The following is a 13,724-nucleotide window of genomic DNA, read 5'->3' as shown; positions in this document are numbered from 1 at the left end:
GTACAGCAGCGTCGGCTGTCCTTTGTGGCTGCGCAATTTAGCCGCCCGTGTGGCTCATGTGGCGGCTCATCTGTCCGTCGATGGCCTGCCGGGAATAGTCGAAATCGTGCCCTTTGGGCTTGAGGTTGATGGCCGCACGGATCGCATCCTCAAGCGGCTGTTCGGTGTCGGGATGGTCGCGTAGCGGGGCGCGCAGATCGGCCATATCTTCTTGCCCGAGGCACATATAAAGCTCACCCGTGCAGGTCAGCCGCACGCGATTACAGCTTTCGCAGAAGTTATGAGACAAGGGCGTGATGAAGCCGATTTTCTGGCCAGTTTCCTCAAGCCGGACATACCGTGCAGGGCCGCCCGTGCGCTCGGCCAGATCAGTGACCGAATAGTGATTTTCGTATTCCTTGCGGACGTCTTTGAGTGACCAGTATTGATCTAGGCGATCTTCATTGCCGATATCGCCCATGGGCATGACCTCGATCCAGGTCAGATCCATGTCGCGCTCGGCACACCATTCGGTGATCTTGGGCAGCTCAGGCTCGTTGAAGCCTTTCAGTGCAACAGCGTTGATTTTGACCCACAACCCCGCGTTTTGGGCTGCATCGATCCCGTTCAGCACCTGCTTTAAGCGTCCCCAGCGGGTCACCTTGGCAAATTTGTCCTCGTCCAATGTATCCAGCGATACATTCACGCGCCGCACACCTGCCGCATAAAGATCATCCGCAAAGCGATGAAGCTGTGAGCCGTTGGTGGTTAATGTCAGCTCTTTCAGAGCGCCGCTGTCCAGATGACGGGTCATGCTGTTGAAGAACGACATGATGTTCCGACGCACCAGTGGCTCACCCCCGGTGATGCGCAGTTTCTCAACACCCATGTTCACGAACGTGCTGCACATTCGGTCGAGTTCTTCCAGAGTCAGAAGGTCCTTTTTGGGCAGGAACTTCATGTCTTCGGACATGCAATAGACGCAGCGGAAATCACAACGGTCCGTGACAGAGACACGGAGATAGGTGATGGCGCGGGCAAACGGGTCAATTAGCGGAGCGGTCATGGCTCATAGGTAAAGCGCAGGTTGGTACTCGGCAAGAGCCAACTGCGTTTTAGGCTGGTGCAGATAGGCGCAGGTCTTTAGGATTTCTGCTATGAAATATGCGTTGATTTTGGCCTGCGCGCTTGTTGCCGGATGTGATGCGGTTCGGTCTACAACAGATCGTGTGTTTGGGAGTTCGCCAAGCGAGCCCGTACCGGAACCCGTTGCCGCAGTGCCTGCCGAAGAGGTTCCCGAACCGGTTGCAGCATCAGCCGGGTGGTCGGGTGCCAAAACGACGGTTGCCGGGCTGGGTGACCCCAACACGCCGGGGCGTTGGTTGCAAACGCCCCTGGTTGAGACTGAAATCAACGGTCGCGTGATTGTTCCGCGTACCGGTGCACAGGCCTATGTCACGCTTATTCCCGCACCGGGCCCCGCAGGCGGTGGCGGTCGGCTGTCGCTTGAGGCGATGCGCGCCTTGCTGGTCCCGTTTGATGAACTGGTCGAGTTGGAAGTTTATTCCGACTGAGCGCGCAGGTATTTGCCGGCTTCTTTACAGGCAAAGGGTTTCATGGCAGCGCCATGCATTTCGAGAAAAGTGACGACACGCTGCGGATCATGCTTTGACAACTCGCGCAGCCACCAGGCGATGGATTTCTGGATGAACCAATCGCGATCCGGGACATAGCCCGCCGCCCATCCCAGAATACGGTCACGGTGCCGAAGATCCTCGGGCTTGGGATGGTTCTGTTTGGTCCAGGGCAGGGTGGCGACCAGAGCGGCGCGCCGCGTCCACATATGGTTCGAACTTGTCCAGTTTTCGACCTGATCCAGGCGAGAAGGATTCGCCAACAGCCTTTTCTGCATCGCCGTACATGCGTGGTCGGCAATCGCCCAAGCATCAAAATCTGGCAGCCAGCTTTGCAGCAGATCCCAGACGCCCTCATCCGGTCGGATACGCGCTTGTGTCAGCAGCTTGCCAGCGGCCACGCGTGCCTCGTGAATATTGCTGTCCCACAGATGTTCGGCCAATGAAACACGTTCGGGCACCGTCAGGGATTGCCGCCAACCTTTGCTCAGATCATTCAGAACCGGATTGGCAACGCCCAGATAAGGGCGATCAACCTTGTGATAGGCCGCCATCTGAGCCGCCTTCGCGGGGTCGGCATGCGCCTTGATCTGATCTAAATAGGTGTCCAACACGATCAGCTCGGCACGCCGGTTGGCTTGCCATCCAGCGTTTTCTGGTTCTTCTCAGACCAATAGGCGCGGATTTCATCATCTGATTTGCCATCGACCCATTTCTGCATCGTGTCTCTTTCAGACTGGTATTCCATGAAGGGCACCGCATAGCCGCACGAGGTCTGCACCAGATCGATATCGACATCATAGATCTGCCGCGCACTGCGGTGGGTTGGGAAAAGCGCGGCCAATTCCGCCCAATCCTTGTCGCCATTATGCACTGTGCGGGCTGTTCCATACGTGCGCAAGATCAATGGGCGCGTGGTGAACGAACACCACATCAATGTCATGCGATTGACCTCAAGCAAGTGACCTGCCGTTTCATTGCCACTGCCGGTCAGGTTCATCCAGACGATCCGGTTTGGCCCCAGAACGCGTAGTGAATCCATACCTTTGGGCGAGACGTTAACCCGCCCATCCGGTGCGGCGGTTGCCACAAAGAACATGTGCTGGTCTTCGATGAAGGTGCGCTTTGCGTCGTCAAGGTCAGGAAATTGCTTGGCCATGGATCATTCCACCGTCACAGATTTCGCCAAATTGCGCGGCTGATCCACATCGGTGCCTTTGGCCACAGCGGTGTGATAGGCCAGCAGTTGCGCGGGTACCGAGTACAGGATCGGTGCGAGGCTGGTGTGGACATGCGGCATCCGGATTGTGCTCCACACCCCATCTTCAGCCTCTGCGATACCATCATCGTCTGAAACAAGAATGACCTTGCCTTTGCGGGCCATCACTTCCTGCATGTTCGAGACGGTCTTATCAAAAACCGCATCGCGTGGGGCCATGACAACCACCGGCATATTCTTGTCGATCAAAGCGATGGGGCCGTGCTTCAGCTCTCCTGACGCATAACCTTCGGCGTGGATATAGCTGATTTCCTTGAGCTTCAGCGCGCCTTCCATTGCCAGCGGGTACATCAGGCCACGGCCAAGGAACAGAACATCGCGTGCCTCGGACAGGCGTTGAGCTGATTGGCGGATGGCATCGTTCTGATCCAGCGCTGCGTTCAGCACCGTCGGCAAACCGCGCAGCGCCGCCGCGTGATCGGCCAGTTCTTCATCGGTCAGCGTACCTCGATCAGCGGCGGCTTTGAGGGCTAGCATCAGCAACACGCTGAGCTGGCAGGTGAATGCTTTGGTCGAGGCAACGCCAATCTCAACGCCCGCATGAATCGGCAGCGCCACATCGCTTTCACGCGCGATCGAGCTTTCCGCAACATTGACGACCGAGACAATCTTGTCTGCCTTGCCTTCGCAATAGCGCAGCGCCGCCAGGGTGTCGGCAGTTTCGCCCGATTGGCTGACAAACAGCGCCAGGGTCCGGTCCGAAATCGGAGGTTCGCGATAGCGGAATTCACTTGCAATATCGACCTCAACCGGCAGCTTTGCCAGCTGCTCGAACCAGTATTTCGCCGTCAGACAGGCGTAGAAGGCAGTACCGCAGGCCACCATGGTCAAGCGGTCGAGCTTGCTGAAATCCAGGTTTTCGCCGGGCAGCACGACCTGATCACCACCTGTGGGCAGGTACGAGCGGATCGCCTCGGCGACCACGATAGGCTGTTCAGCGATTTCCTTGGCCATATAGTGTTTATGGCCACCCTTGTCAGCGCGCGTCTGATCGATTTGGATCTGTCGCATCTCACGATTGGCGAGTTCACCGGTTTCCGTGCGGATTTCCAACGACGTGCGGGTCAGCACCGCGCGATCGCCCTCTTCAAGATAAGTGATGCGATCTGTAAGTGGGGCCAACGCGATCGCGTCAGAGCCGACAAACATCTCACCATCGCCGTGACCAATTGCCAAGGGAGAGCCCTTGCGCGCTGCGACTATCAGGTCTTCTTGCCCATCAAACAGAAAGGCAAGCGCAAATGCGCCTTTGAGCCTGTCGATGGTTTTGAATGCGGCGTCGACCGGAGACAGGCCTTCGGACATATATTGTTCCGTCATCAGGGCTACGGTCTCGGTGTCGGTATCCGTGACGAAGCCGACACCGTGCTCGGCCAATTCGGCCCGCAGCTCGCGATAGTTTTCGACAATACCATTGTGCACAACGGCGACCGGACCAGCCTTGTGCGGGTGCGCGTTGTTTACTGAAGGGGCACCGTGGGTCGCCCATCGGGTATGACCGATACCAGATTTTCCCGGTAGCGGTTCGTGCACCAGAAGGTCACTCAGGTTCACCAGTTTGCCAACGGCCCGCCGACGCCCCAAGGCGCCCTCGTTCACCGTTGCGATACCGGCGCTGTCATAGCCACGATACTCCAGCCGTTTCAGGGCCTCGACCAGAATAGGGGCGGCTTCGTGGCTACCCAGAACTCCAACAATTCCACACATAACTCAGGCTCCTTTGTCGCGGCGAGCCTTCTTCGCCTTCAACATATCAAAAAATTTGCGCGCGTAGCCGGGCTTGTTTTCCTGCTTGGCGCGTGCCACGGCCAATGCGTCTGGTTCAACATCCTTGGTCACCACGGTGCCTGTCGCAGTCATTGCGCCGTCACCCAAGGTGACCGGGGCGACCAGCATTGTGTTCGACCCGATGAACACGTTTTCCCCGATGGTTGTTTTGTGCTTCATCACGCCATCATAGTTGCAGGTGATGGTGCCCGCGCCGATATTTGTTGCCGCCCCAACCGAGGCATCGCCGATATAGCTGAGGTGATTCACCTTTGCGCCTTCGGCGATTTCGGCGTTTTTGATTTCGACAAAATTGCCGATCTTTGCGTTTTCCGCCAGTTCGGTCCCCGGGCGCAGACGTGCGTAAGGGCCGACCACGGATCCTCGGCTGACATGGCATCCTTCGAGATGAGAAAACGCCCGGATCGTTGCGCCGCTTTCGACCGTCACATCGGGGCCAAAAACAACATTAGGTTCGATCACAGTGTCGCGGCCAATGACGGTATCGGCGGCCAGATAGACGGTATCGGGCGCCATCAGTGTGACACCTAAGTCCAGCAGCGCGGAGCGTGCCTGTGCCTGAAACACCGCATCTGCCGCCGCCAGATCGGCGCGCGAGTTGATGCCCAAGGTCTGCGCCTCGTCACAGGCCACTGCGGTGACGTTTAGTCCGCGGTTGCGCGCGATCTCGACGACATCGGTCAGGTAGTATTCACCGGATGCGTTGTTGTTGTCGACCGCATCAATCAGCGAGAACAGAGTTTCAGCGTCGCATGCCAAAAGACCTGAATTGCAAAATGTTATTGCGCGAACTTCATCCGATGCATCCTTGAATTCAACAATTCGCTCTAAGGTATCGCCGTTCATGACCAAGCGCCCGTAACGCGCTGGATCAACGGCTTCAAAGCCAAGAATAACCAGATCATTTTCGGCCCGCGCATTGATCATCCGCTCCAGCGTATCGGGCTGCAAAAACGGCGTGTCACCATACAAGACGACCACATCACCTTCGAACCCCTCCAACGCTGTGTGCGCCTGCGCGACCGCGTGGGCCGTGCCCAGCTGTTCCTCTTGCACCGCAATGCTGGCATTTTCATCTTCGGCTTCTGCCACGCGGCCGACCGCTTCGGCGCCGTGGCCGGTGACGATAACGGTGCGCTCGGGTGACAGGACCGCTCCGGCGCGCATGGCGTGAACCAGCATCGGTGCCTGCGCAATAGGGTGCAGAACTTTGGGAATATCAGAGTTCATCCTTGTGCCTTTTCCGGCGGCAAGAATGACAAGGGCGGTGCTCATGAAATCGTTTTCTCTTTTGTTTTGTCGCGGCCCGTTTTATCCGCTGTGGGCAAAGGCGCAAGCGGTTCAGCCATCAAAGAAGATTGCCGTTTGCAACACGACATGGCGGAATCCCGCCGGTTCAGGAGGTGAGCATGCGTACGGTAATCTTCGATCTGGATGGAACTTTGGCGGATACATCCGGCGATTTGCTGGCTGCGGCAAACCATTGTTTTCGCCAGATGGGCCATGGGGATGTGCTGGTTCATGATCAAGATGCTGGTGTTGCACTGCGCGGAGGGCGTATGATGCTGACCCATGGTTTGAAGCGCGTCGGGGCCTATCGCGACGATACGGTATTGGCATATTATCCAGTTCTGCTTGAGGCCTATGCCAAGGCGATCGACACGCATACCTACTTCTATCCCGGCGCACTCGAAGCCGTCGAAGTGTTAACAAATGCGGGCTATGGCGTGGGCATCTGTACCAACAAGCCCGAAGGGTTGGCAGATTTGCTTTTGACCCGGATGGGCGTGCGGGACCGGTTCGCATCTTTGGTCGGTGCCGATACATTGCCGGTGCGCAAACCCGATCCCGCGCCTTTGCGCGAAGCGGCGCGGCGCGCTGGGGGGCACCCTGATCACTGCGTGCTGATTGGAGATTCGGATACCGACCGGAACACGGCCCGGGCTGCGGGCGTGCCGTCGGTGTTGGTGACGTTTGGCCCGTCAGGCGATGATATGGCTGCGCTGGAGCCTGAAGCCTTGTTGCATCATTTTGATGATTTACCGAAACTGGTCTCCGATTTGATCGGAGCAGCAGCGTGATCCCTTGACCCGCTTGAGACTCAGCATCAAAACAGACCTATGACCGAGATATTCACTGGCAATTTCACCCAGCAGGAACCCATCCCCGAAGAGGCGATTGAGGCGGCCGTGGCCGTCATGCGCCATGGCCGCTTACATCGTTACAACGTGGCACCCGGCGAGTTGAGTGAAACCGCACTTCTGGAACAAGAGTTCGCCAGCCAGATGGGGGCGAAGTACTGTCTGGCGGTCTCATCAGGAGGGTATGCTCTGGCCACAGCTTTGCGGGCTGTTGGCGTGAAAGCGGGTGATCCGGTTTTGACCAATGCTTTCACTTTGGCACCAGTGCCTGGATCAATTGCGTCGGTTGGCGCAAGGCCAATCTTTGTTGGCGTAACCGAAGCGCTGACCATAGATCTCGATGATCTTGAGGCCAAGCTGGACCAGGCCAAGGTGCTGATGCTCAGCCATATGCGTGGGCATCTGTGCGATATGGATCGCCTGATGCAGATGTGTGATGCGGCGGGGGTGATTGTGATCGAAGATTGTGCCCATACCATGGGTGCTGCATGGCGTGGACAATTGTCTGGGAGGCAGGGGGCCATCGGGTGTTACTCGTGCCAGACGTATAAACACGTTAACTCGGGCGAGGGCGGGTTGCTAATCACAGATGACCCTGAACTGGCGGCGAAGGCCACGATGCTGTCAGGGTCCTATATGCTTTATGAACGCCATCTGGCTGCGCCGGAACCGGAAGTGTTTGAACATATCAAATATAACACCCCCAATGTTTCAGGACGTATGGACAATCTGCGCGCAGCAATTCTGCGGCCGCAGCTGCGTGATCTTGACCGACAGGTGCAGCGCTGGAATGAGCGGTATAGCGAGATCGAGCGCGGTCTGCGGGAAACGCCTGGTTTGACGATCGTGGAGCGGCCGAAAGATGAGACGTATGTCGGTTCATCGATCCAGTTCCTGTTATTGGACTGGACGCCCAAGCGCATCGCCGAAGTTATCAAGCGCTGCGCCGTGCGCGGGGTTGAGTTAAAATGGTTCGGCGGTGCTGAGCCTTCGGGTTTTACCTCTCGCTATGACAGTTGGCGTTATGCGGATAGCGATCCGATGCCTGCTAGTGACCGGATATTGTCAGGGATCATGGATATCCGCGTGCCGCTGACCTTCTCGCTTGAGGATTGCGCTCAGATCGCACGCATCATTCGCGCCGAGGTGGGTGCGGTTTATCAGTCGTAATCCAGCGGAGTGCGCTTTCAGCGCACGCTCGATGTTTCAAAAACGCCGCCCTCCTTTGGAGGGCGGCGTTTTGCTTTGGTCCGCGCGTCGTCGTTGACCGGAGGCAGATTCGCTGGTATCTGGTTATTGAACACTTGTTCATTAATACAGTCGGAGGAGCCCAAGCATGTTTATGGCCACTATGCAATTCGATCTGGGCGAAGACGTGAATGCCCTTCGTGAGATGGTCCATCGCTGGGCGCAGGAGCGGGTTAAACCGATGGCGGCAGAGATTGACGCGTCCAATGCGTTTCCGAATGAGCTGTGGAAAGAGATGGGGGAGCTTGGTCTTCTGGGCGTCACCGTGCCTGAAGAGTATGGTGGGGCGGGTATGTCTTATCTGGCGCATACCATTGCGGTGGAAGAAGTGGCGCGGGCCTCGGCCTCGGTATCGTTGTCTTACGGGGCACATTCGAACCTGTGTGTGAACCAGATCAAGCTGAATGGTTCGGAAGACCAGAAGCAAAAGTATCTGCCGCGTCTGATCTCGGGCGATCATGTGGGTGCTCTGGCGATGTCCGAGCCCTCCGCGGGATCAGACGTTGTGTCGATGAAGCTGCGTGCCGAGAAGCGGAATGATCATTACCGCCTGAATGGCAACAAATACTGGATCACCAACGGGCCGGACGCGGATACTTTGGTTGTTTATGCCAAGACGGACCCGGATGCAGGGTCAAAGGGGATTACTGCGTTTCTGATCGAGAAAGAGATGAAGGGCTTCTCGACCTCGCCCCACTTCGACAAGTTGGGGATGCGGGGCTCGAATACGGCTGAACTGATCTTTGAAGACGTCGAAGTGCCGTTCGAAAATGTGCTGGGCGAGGAAGGTAAGGGCGTTGCTGTCCTGATGTCCGGTCTGGATTACGAGCGTGTCGTTTTGGCCGGGATCGGGACCGGAATCATGGCAGCCTGTTTGGATGAGGTGATGCCGTATCTGGCCGAGCGTAAGCAATTTGGTAAACCCATTGGCAGCTTCCAGCTGATGCAGGGCAAGATCGCAGATATGTACACCGCAATGAACTCGGCCCGGGCCTACGTCTATGAGGTTGCCAAGGCTTGTGACCGAGGCGATGTGACCCGGCAGGATGCGGCAGCCTGCTGCCTGTACGCGTCAGAGCAAGCAATGGTGCAGGCCCATCAGGCCGTTCAGGCGCTGGGCGGGGCCGGGTTCCTGTCGGATTCGCCGGTCAGCCGGATTTTCCGTGATGCAAAGCTGATGGAGATCGGTGCGGGCACCAGCGAAATCCGCCGGATGCTGATCGGCCGCGAAATGATGCATGAAATGCTGTGACGGAATACCCCGCAGTTCAGTGAACCACGGGGCTATTGAAAATGGATCAGAACCGATGAACGTAAGACAGTCCAACCAGGAACGGGTCGATCTCGGCAGTGCCAATATCGGCGCCGTTCAGTTTGACGTCCGAGTCGATGTCGAACCAGCGCACGTTCAGACGCACGGCGCCCATTTCGGTGACCATGTAATCCACACCAGCTTGCAGCGAAACGCCGAAGGAGTTGTCCAGGTCCAGATCGCCCAGCGGAGAGTCTTCTTCGAAGAATATGGTGTAGTTCAGACCAGCGCCGACATAGGGCTTCCATGCGCTGTTGGTCGGGAAGTGATAGTTCAACGACAGGGTGGGCGGCAGGTGTTTGACGCTGCCCGCGTCAACGCTGCCACCAAGCGTGACGTCATGCTTGTAGGGGGTCGAGGCCAGAAGCTCGATCCCGAGGTTGTCTTGAATGAAGTATTCGACGGTGAAGATTGGGCGGGTGTCCGAGTCAATCTCGGCGTCAAATCCGGCGAGCGTGCCATTCTCGGACTTGGGGTCCAGATAGCCGACACCGACGCCAACCGTCCAATCGCCCTGAGACTGGGCGAATGCGGGTGCGGCCAGCGCGATGAGCGCGGCGGAGAGGGTCAAAGCGGCGAGTTTATTTGTCATTGTCATGCCTTTGCTTGCGGTGATGCAGATGTTTTGGATGCCGCGGTGCAGAAGTGCTCTGATCTGCATCAAAAACCGGTGGCCGAGGGATTGAGTGGCCGCGCCGCAATCACCAATAAAATAAGGGGAATACAGCATGTACCCTGCTGAGGTCATACCGGGTTTGCACGGGGATCAAAGCTGGGCAATCTCTGATCGTTTGAACATGGCACGTCAGTGCCTGTCGCACCCATCCGAACAGGTTGCATTGCTCGATCTGACCCAGGGCGAGGTGCGCAAAATCACGTTTGGTGATCTGGAGCAAATGGTTGACGGTATCGCGGGTTCGCTGATCGAGCGTGTCCAACCCGGTGACCGTGTTGGTGTCTTGCTCAGCCAATCTCCCTGGTGCGCTGCCGCGCATCTGGCGATATGGAAGATCGGTGCAATCTCGGTGCCTCTGTTCAAATTGTTCAAGCACGACGCGCTTGCATCGCGGGTCGGTGATGCAGGTGCGCAGATCGTCTTAACGGATGCGGAGGGTGCCGCATTGCTCGGGGATTTGGCCCAGCCGCTTTTGGTTGATGAGATCGGTCAAACTGGCGGCCCAGTGTCTTATGCCGACACTTGCCCCAAGGATCCGGCGGTTCTGATCTATACATCTGGCACCACAGGCAGCCCCAAGGGCGCTTTGCATGGGCATCGGGTGCTGACAGGCCATCTGCCCGGCGTCTCGATCAGCCACAATCATTTGCGCGCGGGCGATTGCTTGTGGACACCCGCCGACTGGGCGTGGATCGGCGGATTGTTCGATGTACTGATGCCCGGGCTGGCGCTGGGCATCCCTGTCGTTGCCGCGCGGCTTGAGAAGTTTTCGCCAGAGGCTTGCGCAGATGTGATAGCCCGCGCAGGCGTGCGCAACGTGTTTTTTCCGCCCACCGCACTGCGGATGTTGAAGGCGGCAGATCAGTCGATTCCTGGGCTGCGCTCGGTGGCCTCGGGAGGGGAACCGCTGGGGGCCGAGATGCTGGCTTGGGGACAGCAGGCGTTTGGATTGACGATCAATGAGTTTTACGGCCAGACCGAGTGCAACATGGTCGTTTCGTCTTGTGCCGAGGATTTCCCGGTGCAGCCCGGCTGTATCGGTAAACCCGTGCCGGGACATGAGGTCGCGGTGATCGACGAGGACGGTGTGCCAACGGCAGAGGAAGGCGATGTCGCCATCCACCGCGGCTCGGCCTCGATGCTTTTGGCATACTGGAACCGGCCCGAGGCGACGGCCGAGAAGTTCCGGGGCGACTGGTTGGTCACCGGAGATCGCGGCATTTGGGAGGGAGAATATCTGCGCTTTGTTGGTCGAGATGACGACGTGATCACTTCGGCCGGATACCGCATCGGCCCCGCCGAGATCGAGGACTGCCTGCTGACCCACCCGTCGGTGGCGACGGTGGGTGTGGTCGGCAAGCCCGACCCGCTGCGGACCGAGATTGTAAAGGCCTATGTGGTTTTGAAGCCGGAGGCTGCGGCTACGGAATCCGAGCTGCAGGACTGGGTCAAAACGCGTTTGGCGCAGTATTCCTATCCGCGTGAGGTCGCGTTTTTGGAGGAACTGCCGATGACGGTGACCGGGAAGGTCATTCGGAAGGAATTGAAGGCGCGGGCCGCGGGGGAAGTCAAATGAAACGTATTATTTTTGCTGTTTGTTTGTTGATACCAGTAGATGCTCTGGCAGATTGGGCACCAGAACCTGTAGCGGAAACGGAAATCTGGGATTGCGTAGAAGAAGCAGGCTCTGGCTGGCATGCGGGAGCTACATGTCTCAGACAGTTCTCGAATGTATGTATCGAAGATAGCGGAAGCTTTGACAGCATCATTGTAGCGCAATGCAATGATGCCGAGATGAAAGGCTGGGACGCGGTCCTGAATACTGCTTACCAATCCTTGATCACCGATTTGTCCGGGCCTGAAATTCCAACAGTTGCTGCCGAAGCGCTGAGGGATGCACAACGCGCCTGGATCGAATTCCGTGACGCCGAATGCTTGTCACGCGGAAATCTCACGACCGGGACCGGCCATTACGAAGATGGCGCAGATTGTTTCTTGCGGGTTACAGCTGATCGGGCTTTGGACCTCATCGGTTACGGGGGCACACAATGAGTAAGTTGAAATCCGGATATATCCCTGGCGCGGAAGCGGCGCAGGCAAACCGCAAAGCGCATCTCGACGCACTGTCTCAAATCTCTGCCTCCGCAGAAGCCGCGCGCATGGGCGGTGGCGAGAAATCCCGTGCGCGGCATGAATCCCGTGGCAAGATGCTGCCGCGGCGGCGGGTCGCGAACCTACTGGACCCGGGGTCTCCGTTTCTGGAAATCGGCGCGACGGCGGCGCATGGGATGTATGGCGATGCCGCGCCCTGCGCCGGGGTCATCGCGGGTATTGGCCGGGTACAGGGGCGTGAGGTCATGGTGGTCTGCAACGATGCCACCGTGAAGGGTGGCACCTATTATCCGATGACCGTCAAAAAACACCTCCGCGCGCAGGAGATTGCCGAGGAAAACCATCTGCCCTGCATCTATCTGGTTGATAGCGGCGGTGCGAACCTGCCCAATCAGGATGAGGTTTTCCCTGATCGCGACCATTTTGGCCGCATCTTCTATAACCAAGCGCGGATGAGTGCGAAGGGGATCGCTCAGATCGCGGTGGTGATGGGCTCATGCACGGCGGGCGGGGCCTATGTGCCTGCGATGTCGGATGTGACGATTATCGTAAAAGAGCAGGGGACAATCTTCCTAGCCGGGCCGCCACTGGTCAAGGCCGCGACCGGAGAGGTTGTGACGGCCGAGGATTTGGGCGGTGGAGATGTCCATACGCGCCTGTCCGGCGTGGCCGATTATCTGGCAGAAGATGACGCGCATGCGCTGGCTCTGGCGCGACGAGCGGTCGGGTCGTTGGGCGGTGCCGGCCTGAAGCCCGGCCTACAGTTTGAGACGCCCGAGGAGCCGGCATATGACCCCGAAGAGATTCTGGGTGTCGTGCCTGCTGATCTGCGCACGCCTTATGATATCCGCGAGGTGATTGCGCGGCTGGTCGATGGCTCTCGGTTCGATGAGTTCAAACCCCGGTTCGGCGAGACACTGGTGACCGGTTTCGCCCATATCAAGGGCTGCCCGGTGGGGATCATCGCCAATAACGGCGTGCTGTTCTCTGAGGCGGCGCAGAAGGGCGCGCATTTTGTCGAACTCTGCTCGCAACGCAAAACGCCGCTGGTGTTTCTGCAGAACATCACCGGGTTCATGGTCGGTCGGAAATACGAAAACGAGGGCATCGCGCGGCACGGGGCCAAGATGGTGACGGCGGTGGCGACCACTTCGGTGCCAAAGATCACAATGCTGGTGGGCGGTTCGTTCGGGGCCGGGAACTACGGAATGGCAGGCCGCGCTTATCAGCCGCGGTTCCTGTGGACCTGGCCGAACTCACGGATTTCAGTGATGGGCGGCGAACAGGCGGCAGGTGTTTTGGCCACGGTCAAACGCGATGGGATCGAACGGCAGGGTGGCACATGGTCGGCTGAGGAAGAGGCCGATTTCAAACGCCCGACATTGGAGATGTTCGAGGAGCAATCCCACCCGCTTTATGCCTCGGCGCGGCTGTGGGATGACGGCATCATCGACCCGCGCAAAAGCCGCGACGTGCTGGCCCTATCCCTGAGCGCCGCGCTGAACGCCCCGATTGAGGACACACGTTTCGGCGTGTTCAGGATGTGATTGATGTC

The 13,724-nt window shown here is 58.1% G+C and carries 13 protein-coding genes; 7 read left to right on the top strand and 6 right to left on the bottom strand.

The window, feature by feature from the left end; all coding sequences use genetic code 11:
* Positions 1–37: 37 nt before the first annotated feature.
* Positions 38–1,045, bottom strand: a complete 1,008-nt coding sequence (gene moaA, locus ACR0B3_RS11115; protein ID WP_480809111.1) for a GTP 3',8-cyclase MoaA — start codon at positions 1,043–1,045, stop codon at positions 38–40.
* A 91-nt stretch (positions 1,046–1,136) separates the two neighbouring features.
* On the opposite strand from moaA, the gene ACR0B3_RS11110 reads away from it, so the two are divergent.
* Positions 1,137–1,553 (top strand): hypothetical protein, encoded by a 417-nt coding sequence (locus ACR0B3_RS11110; protein ID WP_480809110.1) that lies wholly within the window; start codon positions 1,137–1,139, stop codon positions 1,551–1,553.
* Here ACR0B3_RS11110 and ACR0B3_RS11105 read toward each other — a convergent pair.
* From ACR0B3_RS11105 to glmU, 4 genes are read right to left on the bottom strand one after another with little or no spacing between them, the layout of a single operon-like run.
* Entirely contained in the window at positions 1,541–2,230 is a 690-nt protein-coding gene (locus tag ACR0B3_RS11105; protein ID WP_480809126.1) for a DNA alkylation repair protein, read from the bottom strand. The two genes, ACR0B3_RS11110 and ACR0B3_RS11105, sit on opposite strands and share 13 nt — an antisense overlap.
* Positions 2,230–2,772, bottom strand: coding sequence for a pyridoxamine 5'-phosphate oxidase family protein (locus ACR0B3_RS11100; RefSeq protein ID WP_480809109.1), 543 nt, complete (start codon positions 2,770–2,772; stop codon positions 2,230–2,232). The genes ACR0B3_RS11105 and ACR0B3_RS11100 overlap by 1 nt, the downstream gene beginning before the upstream one ends.
* A 3-nt stretch (positions 2,773–2,775) precedes the next feature.
* Positions 2,776–4,599, bottom strand: a complete 1,824-nt coding sequence (gene glmS, locus ACR0B3_RS11095) for a glutamine--fructose-6-phosphate transaminase (isomerizing) (RefSeq protein ID WP_480809108.1) — start codon at positions 4,597–4,599, stop codon at positions 2,776–2,778.
* 3 nt (positions 4,600–4,602) lie between these two features.
* Positions 4,603–5,955 (bottom strand): bifunctional UDP-N-acetylglucosamine diphosphorylase/glucosamine-1-phosphate N-acetyltransferase GlmU, encoded by a 1,353-nt coding sequence (gene glmU / locus ACR0B3_RS11090; protein WP_480809107.1) that lies wholly within the window; start codon positions 5,953–5,955, stop codon positions 4,603–4,605.
* Positions 5,956–6,089: 134 nt separating this feature from the next.
* Here glmU and ACR0B3_RS11085 point away from each other — a divergent pair, with 134 nt between their 5' ends.
* From ACR0B3_RS11085 to ACR0B3_RS11075, 3 genes are all read left to right on the top strand, one after another.
* On the top strand, positions 6,090–6,761 hold the full coding sequence (locus ACR0B3_RS11085; protein ID WP_480809106.1) for an HAD-IA family hydrolase: 672 nt from the start codon (positions 6,090–6,092) through the stop codon (positions 6,759–6,761).
* A 39-nt stretch (positions 6,762–6,800) separates the two neighbouring features.
* Positions 6,801–7,991, top strand: coding sequence for a DegT/DnrJ/EryC1/StrS family aminotransferase (locus tag ACR0B3_RS11080; RefSeq protein WP_480809105.1), 1,191 nt, complete (start codon positions 6,801–6,803; stop codon positions 7,989–7,991).
* Between the two features lie 166 nt (positions 7,992–8,157).
* A complete protein-coding gene (locus tag ACR0B3_RS11075; RefSeq protein ID WP_480809104.1) occupies positions 8,158–9,321 on the top strand; it encodes an isovaleryl-CoA dehydrogenase in 1,164 nt (387 codons plus the stop codon).
* A 46-nt stretch (positions 9,322–9,367) separates the two neighbouring features.
* Here ACR0B3_RS11075 and ACR0B3_RS11070 read toward each other — a convergent pair whose 3' ends face one another.
* Positions 9,368–9,973, bottom strand: coding sequence for an OmpW/AlkL family protein (locus tag ACR0B3_RS11070; RefSeq protein ID WP_480809103.1), 606 nt, complete (start codon positions 9,971–9,973; stop codon positions 9,368–9,370).
* 136 nt (positions 9,974–10,109) lie between these two features.
* Between ACR0B3_RS11070 and ACR0B3_RS11065 the strand changes: the two genes are divergently transcribed.
* The 3 genes from ACR0B3_RS11065 to ACR0B3_RS11055 are packed head-to-tail and all read left to right on the top strand — an operon-like array spanning position 10,110 to position 13,716.
* On the top strand, positions 10,110–11,633 hold the full coding sequence (locus tag ACR0B3_RS11065) for an AMP-binding protein (RefSeq protein WP_480809102.1): 1,524 nt from the start codon (positions 10,110–10,112) through the stop codon (positions 11,631–11,633).
* A complete protein-coding gene (locus ACR0B3_RS11060; RefSeq protein WP_480809101.1) occupies positions 11,630–12,109 on the top strand; it encodes a lysozyme inhibitor LprI family protein in 480 nt (159 codons plus the stop codon). Before ACR0B3_RS11065 ends, ACR0B3_RS11060 begins: the two co-directional genes overlap by 4 nt.
* On the top strand, positions 12,106–13,716 hold the full coding sequence (locus tag ACR0B3_RS11055) for a carboxyl transferase domain-containing protein (RefSeq protein ID WP_480809100.1): 1,611 nt from the start codon (positions 12,106–12,108) through the stop codon (positions 13,714–13,716). The genes ACR0B3_RS11060 and ACR0B3_RS11055 overlap by 4 nt, the downstream gene beginning before the upstream one ends.
* Positions 13,717–13,724 lie beyond the last annotated feature (8 nt).

This window comes from Ruegeria sp. CE9, assembly GCF_056537425.1.
The sequence above is the reverse complement of the archived record's forward strand: the minus strand, read 5'-3'. Positions and strand labels throughout refer to the sequence as shown.

What these genes read in the sequence shown, in the direction of transcription:
- ACR0B3_RS11110 (WP_480809110.1), top strand. Translation starts at nt 1,137, where the DNA reads ATGAAATATGCGTTGATTTTGGCCTGCGCGCTTGTTGCCGGATGTGAT.
- ACR0B3_RS11085 (WP_480809106.1), top strand. Translation starts at nt 6,090, where the DNA reads ATGCGTACGGTAATCTTCGATCTGGATGGAACTTTGGCGGATACATCC.
- moaA (WP_480809111.1), bottom strand. Translation starts at nt 1,045, where the DNA reads ATGACCGCTCCGCTAATTGACCCGTTTGCCCGCGCCATCACCTATCTC.
- ACR0B3_RS11070 (WP_480809103.1), bottom strand. Translation starts at nt 9,973, where the DNA reads ATGACAAATAAACTCGCCGCTTTGACCCTCTCCGCCGCGCTCATCGCG.
- ACR0B3_RS11065 (WP_480809102.1), top strand. Translation starts at nt 10,110, where the DNA reads ATGTACCCTGCTGAGGTCATACCGGGTTTGCACGGGGATCAAAGCTGG.
- ACR0B3_RS11080 (WP_480809105.1), top strand. Translation starts at nt 6,801, where the DNA reads ATGACCGAGATATTCACTGGCAATTTCACCCAGCAGGAACCCATCCCC.
- glmS (WP_480809108.1), bottom strand. Translation starts at nt 4,599, where the DNA reads ATGTGTGGAATTGTTGGAGTTCTGGGTAGCCACGAAGCCGCCCCTATT.
- ACR0B3_RS11075 (WP_480809104.1), top strand. Translation starts at nt 8,158, where the DNA reads ATGTTTATGGCCACTATGCAATTCGATCTGGGCGAAGACGTGAATGCC.
- ACR0B3_RS11100 (WP_480809109.1), bottom strand. Translation starts at nt 2,772, where the DNA reads ATGGCCAAGCAATTTCCTGACCTTGACGACGCAAAGCGCACCTTCATC.
- glmU (WP_480809107.1), bottom strand. Translation starts at nt 5,955, where the DNA reads ATGAGCACCGCCCTTGTCATTCTTGCCGCCGGAAAAGGCACAAGGATG.
- ACR0B3_RS11055 (WP_480809100.1), top strand. Translation starts at nt 12,106, where the DNA reads ATGAGTAAGTTGAAATCCGGATATATCCCTGGCGCGGAAGCGGCGCAG.
- ACR0B3_RS11060 (WP_480809101.1), top strand. Translation starts at nt 11,630, where the DNA reads ATGAAACGTATTATTTTTGCTGTTTGTTTGTTGATACCAGTAGATGCT.